Consider the following 14,911-nt stretch of genomic DNA (forward strand, 5'->3'; position numbering starts at 1 on the left):
GTATCATACTATGGTTTATAGTGTATCAAATACTTTGGCAGCAGCCTCGGTACCTGCACCGATCTCATTAACGATATTGAGGTTCTTGAACACGAGTTCAAGGTGCTGAATTGTCATCATGAGGTCCTTTGGAGCAACATTGCCCATACTGCCTATCCTGAAGATCTTACCGCTGAGTCTGTTCTGACCGCCTGCGATGATGATGCCCTTGTCCATCATTCCCTTCTTGATATCGTTACTGTCAACACCCTCAGGTGCCTTCATTGCGGAAACTGTGCTGGAATAAGCACTGGTTGCGTTAAGCTGTGGGAACATCTCGATGCCCATTGCATCCATAGCTGCACGGACAGCAGCAGCGCCTGTTGCCTGCCTCTTGATCCTTGCATCCATACCTTCTTCCATAACGATCTTCAAAGCTTCCTGAAGACCGAAGAACAGAGGCACAGCAGGTGTATATGGTGTCTGTGACTTAGCTGCACTCTTCTGGTATGCCTTAAGGTCAAGATAGTATGGCAGATTCTCCTTGTTCATAGCCTCAAAAGCACGTTCGCTTACTGAAAGCATGGAAAGGCCTGGTGGTGCAGCGATGCACTTCTGTGAACCGACAACAGCGATATCAACGCCCCAATCATCCACTTTAACGTCATCTCCACCGATGGAGGTCACGCCGTCCATGATGAACAAAGCATCGTACTTCTTTGCAATCTTACCAACTTCAGGAGCTGGATTGCGTATGCCTGCTGAGGTCTCGTTGTGTACCATGGTAACAGCCTTGGCACCCTCGGAAAGCTTCTCCTCTACAACATCGAGGTCAACGGAGGTTCCCCATTCGCACTCGACAGGAACGACCTGTCCATATCGGGCTGCGATATCTTTGAATCTCTCTCCGAACTTACCATTCTCGATAGTGACGACCTTGTCGTCTTTATCAATGGTGCATCCAAGAGCTGCTTCCATGGAAGCTGTTCCTGAGCCGCTGATGGTGAAAAGATCGTTCTCTGTCTGGAAGATCTCTTTCAGCATGGTGGTACAGTCATCGAACATTGCGGAAAATTCCTTGCCCCTATGGTTTATCATAGGTCTTGACATTGCCCTGAGCACGCGAGGTGCAACAGGAACAGGGCCAGGCATCATAAGTAGTGTGTCTTCAAGGTCCATGTAATATCTCCTGTAAAGTCAATAAATAATTGATCTTATTAGTGTCTATTTCTATGAATAGTCGCTCTCAATAATAAATAATTGAGCTACCTTATGCAAATCTACTATATAAATCGTAACGTAAAATTATAAGGTTCGCCACCCTTTCGTATTATGGCATTTTTAACTTTTTAAGTTCTTTGTTCTACGAAACAAAAATGTTCTCGATCAGGACAACATATCCAACTCGCGTTTCATCCTTTGAACAAAAATACAATGTCTGTTTTAAAGACACAAAAAAATAGAAAGTGTGAAGATCTTATTGATCTTCACCAATTATTGTTTAGTCTTTCCTACGCTGCATGAAGAATGCAAGTCCAATTATTGCAGCTACTGGAAGAGCAATAGTTGGGAACTCTGGAATTTCTTCTTCCTGGCAAGTCAATACAATCACTGGGAATTCGATTTCAGAGAATGTCTGCGCTCCATAGATGTCTGTAGCAGTTACTCTTACTTTCCATTTATCATCGATCTGAGTGTCTGCTGCTGGAACAGTACTGCCAGTATGATCCCCTCTACCAGCAAAGTTATCATCCAAATAACCTGCGCCAACGTCAACAAACCAGCGGTATGTATAGACTACAGCATCTCCGTCAGGGTCAGCTGGATTTGGGCCCATAACTGTTACTAGAAGATCACTATCATCGGCAACACAAGTAGGAACAGATAATTCTGGTACATATGGTGGAACATTTCCTCCATAGCTATAGTTTACAACAAGTTTGCTAGAGTCAAGGGTTGTAGCCCATGTGTCTTCGTTATGATTCATATCAATGTCAATAAAAACAGTCATATTTCCATCTGCAATGAGAGCAGGTGTAACATCAAATTCTGTAATACTCCACTGGCTACTTGCACCTTGAAGATAGACTGGATCAAAATCAATTCCATCTCCAGTAATGTGATCAAATTCACCATTATTAACGTTTGAATCAACATCATATGCTCTAATGATCAACTTTACAGAATTGATTGTTAGGTTTGCATCGGTTGCATTAGGGAATGTGTGCATCCATCCATAATCTTCATCCCACCAACTGTAAATTCCAAAACCATATCCACTAGGGGCTATGTAGTGGGGTGCAGTACTACTACGATCAACTTGCTGTGTAAATGTAAATGTTCCATCTCCATTGTCTACAGACCCTTCAATAGAAGCTGCCATTATTGAAACAGAGCTAATAGTGCTTGGATATGCGAGACTTGGATCTTCATTAAGATCGTTTTCTTCTGATGCTGCAGCGATACCTGTTAAAAAAAGACAGGCTACAGCTAATGCCATTATTATTTGTGTTCTTGTTTTCATCGTACCACCGTCTAGAACTTTGGATTTTAATTGGTTACGCTTATAGTGCATATTATTATGGCTTCTGTTCATAAAAATAGGTTTATGAACGAATAGATTAAGCAGTCATAACATATCACACCACACTTTAATATTCCGTTTATTAATATTTATATCGATTACATTCATAAATATATTATTTCATATTTAAATATATAATTTTTACTTTTAATACAAATAAAAATATGTCTGCAAATCAATTTTAACCATGTAACAGCTTGATGACATCATGTTTTGTAACGAATCCTGTGGTAACTCCTTTCTCAACCACAAGGACCGCCGGATTTCTCTCAAGCATATGTGATATCTCATTAAGTTCAGTAGTAGGCGAAACTGTCGGGAAGGCATCACCCATTATATCCCTTATTCTCATCTGGGAAATATCCGATGCCTTTCTCTCGGTCATGACCTTAATGATAGTGTCTTCGGAAATACTTCCCAATGGAACTCCCTGATCGATAACCGGAACCTGTGAAAATCCATTCTCTTCCATCAGATGCACAGCGGATTCTACCGAATCATCAGAAGAAACAAAAATAACAAGCGTGTGCATGATATCTCTTGCCAGCACTTTCTCCTTCTCTACTTCCTCAAAAGCAGTAAAGATCTTCCTGAGTGTCGATAGCCTCGGATCGACATCACCTGCTTCAATACGTGCTATTAAAGGTTGACTGACACCGGCACGTTTTGCAAGCGCGCTTTGGGTAAGGGTCAGATCGAGCCTTTTCTGTCGTAGCCTCTCAGGTGTTGGAAGTTGCATAATATTACTGATAGTAATTATAGTATTTAAGGAATTTGACCCGTTAACAATATAAAAATATTAAATAATCATTCAATGTCGCTTTTCAAAGGCATTGTGAACGTAAAAGTACTCCCTACATTAACTTCTGATTCCACCCATATTTCTCCGCCATGCATTTCCACAAAACGTTTCACAAGTGTGAGACCAAGCCCAGTTCCCTGCTGTACCTTTGAACTCATTTCTTCGAGTTGCCTGAACGGACTAAAAATAGCTCCAATATCTTCTTTGGCAATTCCCATTCCCGAATCCTTTACACTAACATAGAGCATTTCGTCCTTTACATTCGCAGCCACGACGATGCTTCCATTATCAGGCGTGAACTTTAGTGAATTGCTCAGCAGATTGTATAGTATCTGCTTGAATTTGGTCTTATCAGCTTCAACAACAATGGTGTTATCTGTGAGATCGGTAGATATACCGATCCTCTTTTTTTCGGCTATGGATGCGACCAGTATATTTACTTCCTCTATCGCAGAGGATACGTCGAATTCTTCAGGATGTAGTTCCATCCTTCCAGCTTCAACTTTTGAAAGGTCAAGAATATCGTTGATCACATCCAGCAGGTGTTTTCCGCTTGAATTAATATTGTTCGCATATTTTGTTTGTTTATCATTGAGCGTTCCGAAGGTTCCCAGCAATAACATTTCAGAAAATCCGATGACAGCATTAAGAGGCGTTCTTAATTCATGGCTCATATTCGCAAGGAACTTACTTTTTGAACGGTTTGCAGCCTCTGCCTCGAGTTTTTCCTGCATGGTCATTTCAGCTTTTTTGCGCTCAGTGATGTCCCTCAAAATTGCCATGTCTGCAGGCTTACCTTCGAATTCAATATAAGAGGCACTTATCTCAACAGGGATCTTCTTGCCATCCTTCGATAAAAGATCAATTTCATATCTGTATGGAATAGTCGAATCGTTTTTTATTCTCCTTTCGTATCTATCCAGTACCAATTCCTTGTAATCTTCAGAGATAAGATCCAAAAGTGGGATTCCTATTACTTCCTCTTTTGTGCAGCCAATCATCTCGCCAAACTTTGAATTCGCAAATTTTACTACATAATCTTGAATGAGAATAATACCATCATTTCCTTTTTCAACAAGGGTGGAATATTTCTCATCGCTTCTCTTCTTCTCTTCAATATAGTCTTCAAGAAGCAGGTTTTTTGCCGTAAGCTCATCTGTTTTTCTTTTGACCTTATCCTTAAGCATTAAATTTAGTATGATCAGAAGAGATATCGCCCATACCCCGATGGCCAAATATGGGAGGAACTCTTTAAAAATATCTTTCTTTTGTTTAGGTAATTCCTGTGTAGGTGTTCCTACCAATGCTAAATATGAATTCATATCATTGAGGAGGTCGATATTGGTGCCATTCGCAACTGCAAAATACTGTCCAAAAGGTTCTGTTTCTATTGGGGTTACTTTCACATCATAACCGCTACTGTAATAATTACCAAAAGTATAAGGTATTATTCCTGCATCTGCTTTCCCGCTATCGATATATTCCAGAATTGAGATGGTCTCAGCGACTTCAATATAGTTAGCTTGTACCCTATATTTTTCCATCTGTTCTTTGAAATAATTAAAACTAAAGTCTTCTTCATTTCCTACGATCGTTTTACCTGAAAGATCAAGTATGGAATTTACTTCGAGCTCTGGCACTACATAGACCTGACTCCAGTAGACATGTGCGGGCTCTGTTGTAAAATTGAATACTGAATCTCTTTCTTCAGTATATGCAATATTGGTGACAATATCGACCTCACCGTTCTCAAGGAATTCAAGTGCTTGTGCCCATGTGCACTCTACGTATTCTATCTCCCAGTCATTCTGTTCGGCCATATCATTGATAAGATCAACAGTAATTCCAGCAGCATTACCATTCTCATCAGTGAATATCATTGGTTCATACTGGTATAGTGCAACTTTCACTTCTATTGCATTAACTGGGGCTGTCATTGAAAATAAGAGTATCAGTACAATTGCTATGAATAATATCCATCGGGTATTTGCTTTGCAGTTCATGTTCAAGTATCCGAAGATCGAAGGGAAGTCAAGATATATTAGTGCATTATCGAGATGCTATTATTTTGTGCTTTATAAAATCGATTTGGTAATATAAATGTGTTTTGATAACCGAAATAATCTGAAAGATATGCGGAGGAAATTTTACCACATATGGACCTATCATATGATGTCGTTTATAGGGGTGCTGAATAGTTGCAACAGGTAGGCATTTATACGAGAGTTATTCAAATGTAATAATGGGGATTGAGGTTAGTTCAACCGTTACATAATGGGACTGCGTTCTTTCCTTTGAGTTTCTGCCTTCCGATTATTCTATTTGATTGATATGAATTCGGTGTGCTTTCAGCAAGGTGTCCGGTATGAAAATGGATGATGTACCTCTTAAAGTTAAATTGATCCTGTACATAGGGTTCAGTGTTCTCTTAGTGATGGCTGCTACTACAGCTATCATTATTTCAACCAGTACAGCCCAGCATGAGGATCTTGCATATAAGAAGTCCATAGAAAAAGCAAGCAACTATGCAAACCAGTTCAATTCGGATATGCAATCGAACATGGCCATTGCAAGGACAATTGAAAACACGCTTACCGTTTACAATTCCTCTGACAGGGATGAGGTCAATGATATTCTAAGGGAAGTGCTGATCGCTAATCCCAATCTGATCGGTACCTATACGGGTTTTGAACCCAATGCGTTCGACGGAAAAGATGCTGAATATGCAGGCACTGAAGGGTATGATTCCACAGGTCGGCTTGTACCTTATTGGAACAAGATCGGTGGTACCATGTTCGTGGAACCCCTTATTGACTATGAGTCATCAGATTATTATCAATTGCCAAAACAACTTGAGCAGGAAGTGCTGACAGAGCCATATCTGTATCAGGGTGAACTTATTGTGAGCTATGTATCCCCGATAATAAGGGAAGAGGAGTTCGTTGGTATTGGTGGTGTCGATGTATCGCTCAACTATATTGATGAGATCATTTCCAATGTTACTGCTTTTGAGAAGGGGTATGCTTTCACTGTTAGTAATACAGGCATACTGTTGTCCCATCCTGTGCACAAGGAATGGATCGGGATGAAGACCCTTAATGATTTCAACGATACTGAGATCGCGATCATGGCAGAGGATATCCTTGTTGGGCAGGGGGGTAATATAGAGACCGTTGATACTACCACAGGGGAGGATGTGATCATATTCTATGAACCGGTTCGTACAGGTAATTATTCTTTTATTCTGGTAATCCCGAAAGAGGACATGCTCGCAGATGTCATGGCCCTGCGGAATGAACTTATACTCATCTCATCGCTTGCACTTATTTTCATGGCAGGTGCAGCCTATCTCGTTGCGATATCCATAACCCGTCCGATAAACGAGATCGTTTCCAATTTTGAAGATATTTCTGATTCTGCCTTGAAGGGTGATCTGAACAGGAGGGCTGAGACAGATGTGGGGGTGGATTTCAGGAAGATACCCTCTGGTCTGAATGACATCCTTGGTTCGCTGCAGACTTATTCGGATGATCTGGAAAAGGCCAATAAGGAGCTCAAATCACTGGATCAGATGAAGGATGTCTTCCTGTCAAATGTCAGCCATGAGCTAAGGACACCGCTTACCAGCATTAAAGGCTATACCCAGAATGTGTATGATGAGTCCCTGGGTGATATCAACGGCCCACAAAAATCATCACTTGGAGCCGTGCTTCGCAATGCCGACAGGCTCAGGCGCCTGGTAAATTCTCTGCTATATATAAGTCAGGCACAGGCAGAGATAATTGAATACAAATTCAAAGAGTGTCATATAGCAAAAATAATAAGCAACACCATTATGGATACCATCATGCTCGTTGAAGCGAACGAGCTCCATATTGAAAAGAACATACCTTCAGATCTCCCGACCATCGAAGCCGATGAGGCCCATCTGGTCGATATGCTGAACAACATAGTCGATAATGCCATCAAGTTCACCCCTCCCGGTGGTGTGATCACCCTTGGGGCATCTGATGAAGAAAATGATCTGCACCTCACTGTCAGTGACACCGGTATAGGTATTCCCAAAGAGCTGATCCCGAACCTGTTCAAGAAGTTCTACCAGATCGATTCGTCCATAAGACGAAAATACGGCGGAACCGGTCTGGGTCTCTACATCTGTAAAAAGATCGTTGATGCCCATTCCGGTGAGATCTGGATCGAGAGTGAACCCCATAAGGGGACCACTGTTCATATCAGACTTCCAAAGGTTAGGGATGGTGGGGAAGTTGGTGGAAATGAGGAATGAGCTTTTTTGTAGGTATTTTCGAAAATCTAAAAGAAATCATTTTTATATTAATTGTGAGTATTGAACTGTTGCCAGAATGAGCTAATGTCATCGTGGACAGCTTGATCCCAGGTAAATCTTAGTTAAAAACTTCAATGGGCACAAATATATGAGTGATAATCGGAATCCGGAACAGAAAGCAAGGGATAGTATCGATAAGAAACTCACTGATTCCGGCTGGAAAGTTCTGAAAAAAAATGAGGTTGATTGGAATACTTCCCGTGGCATTGCTGTTAAGGAGTATTCGACCGAAGTGGGACCGGCTGATTATGTACTTTTTGTTAACAAAAGACCTGTTGGTATCATTGAAGCTAAAAAAGATGAGGAAGGTCACCATCTGACCGTTGTTGAAGAGCAGGCAGGTGAATATGCTACGAGCAAACTGAAATACCTGAAAAATGATCCTCTTCCTTTTATTTATGAGAGTACCGGAAAGCTGACCAGATATACTGACCAGCGTGATCCGAAACCACGGTCCAGGCAAGTTTTCTCTTTTCATCGGCCGGAGACATTCGCTCCCTATCTTAAAAAGGAGATGTCATTAAGGGAAAGGTTACTTTCTCTACCTGAGTTAAAGACTGAGGGTCTGCGTGATTGCCAGATAATGGCAATTGAAAATCTGGAGAGGTCCTTCAAGGACAATCGACCAAAGGCTTTGGTACAGATGGCGACAGGTTCCGGGAAAACCTATACTACTGTCACTTTCATTTACCGCTTGCTAAAATATGCGGATGCTAAAAAGATACTGTTCCTTGTTGATACCAGAAATCTGGGGGAGCAGGCAGAGCAGGAATTCATGGCCTATATGCCAAATGACGATAATCGTAAATTCACTGAGCTGTATAATGTGCAGCGTTTACGTTCCAATTATATCTCTTCGGACAGCCAGGTGTGTATTTCCACCATCCAGCGTCTGTATTCCATCCTTAAGGGCGAGGAGCTGGACGATGAGGCCGAAACTCAGAATCCTGCTGAGAAGGACTGGCAGAAAAAGGAACCGCTTCCGGTTGTCTATAATGCGAGTATTCCTATTGAGGAGTTTGATTTTATTGTGGTCGATGAGTGCCACCGTTCCATCTACAACCTGTGGCAGCAGGTGATTGATTATTTCGATTCGTTCCTTATCGGCCTGACTGCGACCCCGGATAAGCGTACCTTTGGTTTTTTCAATGAGAATGTGGTTAGCGAGTACGGTCATGAAGAAGCGGTGGCCGATGGCGTGAATGTCGGCTATGATGTGTACACCATTGAGACTGAGATAACCAAGAACGGCTCTCAGATCAAGGCTAAAGAGTTCGTGGACAAGCGGGAAAAACTTACCCGCAGGAAGCGCTGGGAACAGCTTGATGAGGATTATACGTATGCTGGCAATAAGCTTGACAGGGATGTTGTCAACCCAAGCCAGATACGTAATGTGGTCAGGACCTTCAGGGATAAGCTGCCTGAGATATTCCCGGGAAGAGATGAGGTTCCAAAGACGCTAATATTTGCCAAGACCGACAGCCATGCGGATGATATTATACAGATCGTGCGGGAAGAGTTCGGGGAAGGTAATGCTTTTTGCAAGAAGGTGACCTACAAGGTCGAGGAGGACCCGAAGTCGGTGCTGTCGCAGTTCCGTAATGATTACAATCCAAGAATTGCTGTGACGGTGGATATGATCGCTACCGGCACGGATGTTAAGCCGCTGGAATGTTTACTTTTCATGAGGGATGTGAAGAGCCGGAACTATTTCGAGCAGATGAAGGGCAGAGGAACGCGGACAATGGGTTTCGATGACCTTAAAAAGGTGACACCCTCGACCGTTTCGGCTAAGACGCACTTTGTGATAGTGGATGCTGTGGGCGTTACTAAGAACATCAAGACCGACAGCAGACCGCTGGAGCGCAAAAAAGGGATCTCCCTGAAAGCCCTGCTGGAAGCGGTAACCTTTGGTGCTCAGGATGAGGACCTTTATATTTCACTGGCCAGCCGTTTGTCAAGGCTGAACAAACAGATCACCGATGATGAGAGGGCAACTTTTGCTGAAAAGGCTAACGGAAAGGATATCAGTGCGGCTATAAGGGATCTGTTCAGTGCCTACAATCCTGACATAATCGATGCCAGAGCTGCCGGTATAAAGCAGCAGCAACCCCAGATGCCTGAACAGGAGGTACAGGAGCAGGCACAACAGGAGCTGATCGATGTTGCCAGATCTACTTTTTCAGGGGAGCTTAACGAGTATATCGAGAATGTACGCAGGGTGCATGATCAGATTATCGATACGGTGAATCTCGATACAGTCCTCAGGGCCGAGTGGGACAAGGACGCTGTTGTAAAAGCAGATGAACTTATCAGTGACTTCAAAGCCTATATGGAAGCCAATAAGGATGAGATCACAGCCTTCACCATCTTCTACAACCAGTCCTACCAGCGCAGGGATGTGACCTTCAAAATGATCAAGGAAGTGCTGGAAAAACTAAAGCTGGAAAAACCCCACCTCGCACCCTCAAGGGTCTGGCAGGCCTACGAGCAACTGGAAAAGGTCAACGGCAATTCCCCAAAGAACGAGCTTACAGCCCTCGTATCCCTTATCCGCAGAGTTACCGAGATCGACCCCGTCCTCACAGCCTACGACCTGACCGTGAACAGGAACTTCCAGGACTGGGTATTCAGCAAACAGGCCGGAACCCTCAAGTTCAATGAGGACCAGATGAACTGGCTCCGAATGATAAAGGATTACGTATCCACCAGTTTCCATCTGGAACTCGATGACCTCGATTACACCCCTTTTGATGCTATGGGTGGACGTGGCAGGATGTACCAGCTTTTTGGTAATGAGATGAATGTGGTTATTAGTGAATTGAATGAGGCATTGGCGGTTTGAGGATGGATTTTTCAATTGAAGAAGTAATAGAAGCAGGTGAAGGTTATCATGTGGAGTTTAAGCAATCTCTTGATAAGTCCTTTGTTGAAGAGGTGTGTGCCTTTGCCAATTCCAGCGGTGGGAAGGTCATCCTCGGTGTTTCTGATAAGGGTGTTGTGAAGGGCATATCTACTGATAATAGTTTCAGGTCAAAGGTTCAGGATTCTCTAAGGCAGTTGCAGCCACAGCTTGATGTAAATATTATTGTGGAAAATGATCTTATCGTTGTCGATGTACCAGAAGGCAGTGACAAGCCGTATGGCTGTTCTAAAGGCTTTTTTATTCGTAATGGTGCCAATTCCCAGAAGCTGACACGAAATGAGATAATTGAGTTCTTCCAGAAAGAAGGACGTATTCGTTTTGATGAACTGAAGAACGAGAAGGCAGACTTTGAGAAAGATTTTGATAATAGGGCCTTTGCAGATTTTTTGAATATGGCAGGTATCAGTAGTTCAATTGACAGGATGTCCCTGCTGAGAAATCTGGACTGCATCAACGATGAAGGCAGGCTCACAAATGCAGGCGTTCTGTTCTTTGCAAAGGATATTGATTTTCTCCTCAACCATGCTATTGTTGTCTGTGTTCTATACAAGGGTACCAAGAAGGTGAATATCCTTGATAAGAAGGATTTCAAGTCAAACATTGTCGAGAACATCGATAATGCTATCCTTTTTGTAAAGAGGCATACGAATTTGCAATATAAGATAGAGGACATCCGAAGGGAAGAGATCCCTGATATTCCTGATGTTGCTCTGAGAGAAGCCATTATCAATGCCGTCTGCCACCGCGATTATTTTGACCGTGGTTCGAATGTGCTTATAGAGGTCTTTGACGACAGGGTGGAGATATCAAACCCCGGTGGTCTCCCCAGCGGTCTGAACCCTTCTGATTTCGGTCACAAGAGCGTTGCCCGCAATCCCCTTATTGCCTCCCTCCTTCATCGCATCAATTACATTGAAAAGGTCGGTACCGGCATAAGCCGTATCAAACAAGCCGTGGATGAGAGCCGTAATTCTTCCGTAGATTTCAAGTTCGACACCGGCTTTTCCGTGATCTTCCGAAAAGGACTGGATATCCCTGATGAAAAGTTGGGTGAAAGTTCGGAGAAAACTGTGGGGAAAAGTTCGGAGAAAAGTTCGGAGAAAAGTTCGGAGAAAATACTTCATCTCATTTCACAGGATAATAATATATCAGCTAAAGAACTTGCTGAGCTTGTAGGAATCAGCTCGCGAGCAGTTGAAAAACAAATTGCAAATCTCAAAGAAAAAGGACTTTTGAAGCGCAGTGGACCGGACAAAGGCGGACATTGGGAGATTATAGATGAATCCTGAAATTAAAAACATTGAAGAAGCGTTGGGGTTGTGAAGATGGATGAAAAAGTTGGATGGATAGAAACTGAATTGAGCCAGATGGCTGAAATTATAATGGGGCAATCGCCACCATCTTCAACTTACAATAAAAATGGAATTGGGCTCCCATTTTTTCAAGGAAAAGCAGAGTTTACTGAACTACACCCCGTTGTTTCAAAGTGGTGTTCAAAGCCAAAGAAGCTCGCTGAAACAAATGATATCCTAATTTCAGTTAGAGCCCCAGTTGGAACAACAAATATTGCTAATCAAAATTGTTGTATTGGTAGAGGATTAGCAGCCATTCGTTACTCTTATTGTAATAAGTATTTGTTTTACTTTCTTAGATTAATTGAAAAAGAGTTGGATAAAAAGGGTACTGGCACTACATTTAAGGCGATTTCAGGTGCAGTCTTAAAAAGTGAAATAATTCCACTATCCCCACTCCCCGAACAACGTGCCATAGTTTCCAAGATCGAGCAGCTCTTCAGCGAGCTGGACAATGGCATTGCCAACCTCAAACTAACTCAACAGCAGCTCAAGGTGTACCGGCAGGCGGTGCTGAAGAAGGCTTTTGAGGGGGAGCTTACGAATGAATGGAGGAAGCAGCAGACCGAGCTGCCTTATGCGAAGGATTTGCTGGAGCAGATTCGGGTGGAGCGGGAAGAAAGTTACAGCAAGAAGTCGGATGAGTGGAAAAGGGCGGTTAAAGAGTGGGAAGATGTAGGTAAAAAAGGTAAAAAACCCACAAAGCCAAAAAAATCCAAAGAAACAAAACCAATCACAGAAGTTGAATTGCCAGATTTACCTAAAGGATGGGGATGGATTAGGGTGGGCAATTTGGTTGAAGAACCTAAATATGGAACTTCTAAAAAATGCGACTACAATTTAAATGGTTCAGGAGTACTTCGCATTCCCAATATTGCAGATGGTTTTATTAATGATTCTGATTTGAAATATGCCCAATTTGATTCTAATGAAATCGAAAGTTACAGATTAAAATATGGCGATATTCTTATTATTCGGTCTAATGGGAGTATTGATTTAGTTGGAAAATGTGCATTAGTTAGTGTAAAGGATGAAGATTATCTTTATGCAGGATATCTAATTCGACTCAGAACTATCGGTTCATTAATTAATTCAAAGTACCTGTTAAATTGCCTTTCCTCAATTGATTTGCGGCATCAAATTGAGTCTAAAGCCAAATCAACAAGCGGAGTTAACAACATTAATTCCGGGGAATTACAATCTTTGATAGTTTCCATCTGTTCCCTCTCCGAACAACAAGCCATTATCCAGGAAATCGAAACCCGCCTTTCAGTCTGCGACAAAGTCGAGCAAGACATCGAAGCCAACCTCAAAATAGCCGAGGCACTGCGGCAGAGCATCTTGAAGAAGGCGTTCGAGGGGAAGTTGCTCAATGAGCGGGAGCTGGAAGAGGTGCGAAATGCGCCGGATTGGGAGCCGGCTGAGGCTTTGCTGGAGAAAATTCGAGTGGAAAAAGTGAGCAGTAGTAAGAAGGGGAAAGCATGATCACGGAGCAATTGAAGGGCATCATCAGGGATGGTGAAGGGCTTACTGTGGAATTTAAGGAGTGTAGGAACAAGCTGAACAAGGATGTTTATGACAGCGTTTGTGCTTTCTTGAATCGCAGTGGAGGGCATATTGTTCTGGGAGTTCGGGATGATGGGATTGTTACGGGGATCGATGAGGATGCTTTGCCACAGATCAAAAAGGACCTGGTCACTGCGCTGAACAATCCGCAGAAGATCAACCCGCCTTTGTATATTTTGCCGGAGACCATTGTCATTGATGAGAAGATCGTTCTTTATCTTAATATTCCTGAAAGCTCTCAGGTCCATCACTGTAATGGGAAGATATTCGACAGGAATGAAGATGGAGATATGAATATAACGAATCAGTCTGATGCTGTGGCTCATTTGTATATTCGTAAACAGAGTTCGTTCTCTGAAAATCGCATTTATCCTTATGTTAAAATGGATGATCTCCGAAGTGACCTTTTCCAGAGGGTAAGGAAAATGGTCCGTGCTGAAAATCCAAATCATCCGTGGGGTGTGATGAGTGATGAGGAGATCTTGAGCAGCGCACGTCTATATCAGCGCGATTACCAGAGTGGAAAGGAAGGATATACTCTTGCAGCAGTCCTGTTGTTTGGGAAAGATGAAGTGATCCAGAGCATATTGCCTCAATATCGTACTGATGCCATTCTCCGAAGGGTCAATCTTGATCGCTATGATGACAGGGATGACATCCGCACCAATCTGATCGAAAGTTATGACAGGCTGATGGCTTTTGTTGCAAAACATTTGCCAGACCCGTTCCATCTTGAAAAGGACCAGAGGATCAATCTGCGTGATCATATTTTCAGGGAAGTTGCTGCAAACATACTCATACACAGGGAATATCTGAACAATTTTCCTGCAAAATTCATCATTGAAAAAGATCAGGTCGTAACGGAAAATGGGAACCGTCCGCATGGTCATGGTCTGATAGATCCTTCAAATTTCACACCCTATCCCAAAAATCCGGTAATTGCCCGCGTTTTCAAAGAGATCGGAAGAGCTGAAGAACTGGGTTCAGGAGTTCGCAATCTCCATAAATACACAAGGATATATTCCGGTGGGAACGATACACAATTTATAGAAGGGGATATTTTCAAGATAATTATTCCTGTTACCCCTCAAGCTACCGCGCAAGCTACCGCGCAAGCTACCGCGCAAGCTACCGCGCAAGCTACCGCGCAAGTTGATAAACAGGAATTGATAATCGAATTTTGCAAAGAGCCTAGAACAACCAGCGAAATTATGGAGCATTTGCAATTAACACATAGGGAGTATTTCAGGAAATTCATTTTAAAGCCTCTTCTGGAATCTGGTGTTCTTCATATGACAATTCCATATAAACCAAGCAGCCCAAATCAAAAATACTACTCACATATCAAGGATTAAAA

Annotated in this window: 9 protein-coding genes; 5 read left to right on the forward strand and 4 right to left on the reverse strand. The window is 42.6% G+C overall.

The genetic code is table 11. The features are described from left to right. Window positions 1-15: 15 nt before the first annotated feature. The 4 genes from PBV53_RS09055 to PBV53_RS09070 all read right to left on the reverse strand — a co-directional run bounded on the left by PBV53_RS09055 (window position 16) and on the right by PBV53_RS09070 (window position 5,302). Window positions 16-1,158: a pyridoxal-phosphate-dependent aminotransferase family protein gene (locus PBV53_RS09055; protein ID WP_270096858.1), complete on the reverse strand. Its 1,143-nt coding sequence runs from the start codon at window positions 1,156-1,158 to the stop codon at window positions 16-18. A 322-nt stretch (window positions 1,159-1,480) separates the two neighbouring features. Beyond that, on the reverse strand, window positions 1,481-2,503 hold the full coding sequence (locus PBV53_RS09060) for a PEF-CTERM sorting domain-containing protein (RefSeq protein WP_270096859.1): 1,023 nt from the start codon (window positions 2,501-2,503) through the stop codon (window positions 1,481-1,483). A gap of 241 nt (window positions 2,504-2,744) precedes the next feature. Then, entirely contained in the window at window positions 2,745-3,302 is a 558-nt protein-coding gene (locus PBV53_RS09065; protein ID WP_270096860.1) for a CBS domain-containing protein, read from the reverse strand. 68 nt (window positions 3,303-3,370) lie between these two features. Continuing rightward, window positions 3,371-5,302: an ATP-binding protein gene (locus PBV53_RS09070; protein ID WP_270096861.1), complete on the reverse strand. Its 1,932-nt coding sequence runs from the start codon at window positions 5,300-5,302 to the stop codon at window positions 3,371-3,373. A gap of 428 nt (window positions 5,303-5,730) precedes the next feature. On the opposite strand from PBV53_RS09070, the gene PBV53_RS09075 reads away from it, so the two are divergent. From PBV53_RS09075 to PBV53_RS09095, 5 genes are all read left to right on the forward strand, one after another. Further along, window positions 5,731-7,650: a sensor histidine kinase gene (locus PBV53_RS09075; RefSeq protein ID WP_270096862.1), complete on the forward strand. Its 1,920-nt coding sequence runs from the start codon at window positions 5,731-5,733 to the stop codon at window positions 7,648-7,650. 148 nt (window positions 7,651-7,798) lie between these two features. Beyond that, entirely contained in the window at window positions 7,799-10,555 is a 2,757-nt protein-coding gene (locus PBV53_RS09080; protein ID WP_270096863.1) for a type I restriction endonuclease subunit R, read from the forward strand. Window positions 10,556-10,557: 2 nt separating this feature from the next. Then, on the forward strand, window positions 10,558-11,925 hold the full coding sequence (locus PBV53_RS09085) for an ATP-binding protein (protein ID WP_270096864.1): 1,368 nt from the start codon (window positions 10,558-10,560) through the stop codon (window positions 11,923-11,925). 36 nt (window positions 11,926-11,961) lie between these two features. Then, on the forward strand, window positions 11,962-13,473 hold the full coding sequence (locus tag PBV53_RS09090; protein WP_270096865.1) for a restriction endonuclease subunit S: 1,512 nt from the start codon (window positions 11,962-11,964) through the stop codon (window positions 13,471-13,473). Further along, window positions 13,470-14,909, forward strand: a complete 1,440-nt coding sequence (locus tag PBV53_RS09095) for an RNA/DNA-binding domain-containing protein (RefSeq protein WP_270096866.1) — start codon at window positions 13,470-13,472, stop codon at window positions 14,907-14,909. The genes PBV53_RS09090 and PBV53_RS09095 overlap by 4 nt, the downstream gene beginning before the upstream one ends. Window positions 14,910-14,911: the final 2 nt, after the last annotated feature.

Origin of the sequence: Methanococcoides alaskense, assembly GCF_027594145.1 — an archaeon.
Taxonomy (GTDB): domain Archaea; phylum Halobacteriota; class Methanosarcinia; order Methanosarcinales; family Methanosarcinaceae; genus Methanococcoides; species Methanococcoides alaskense.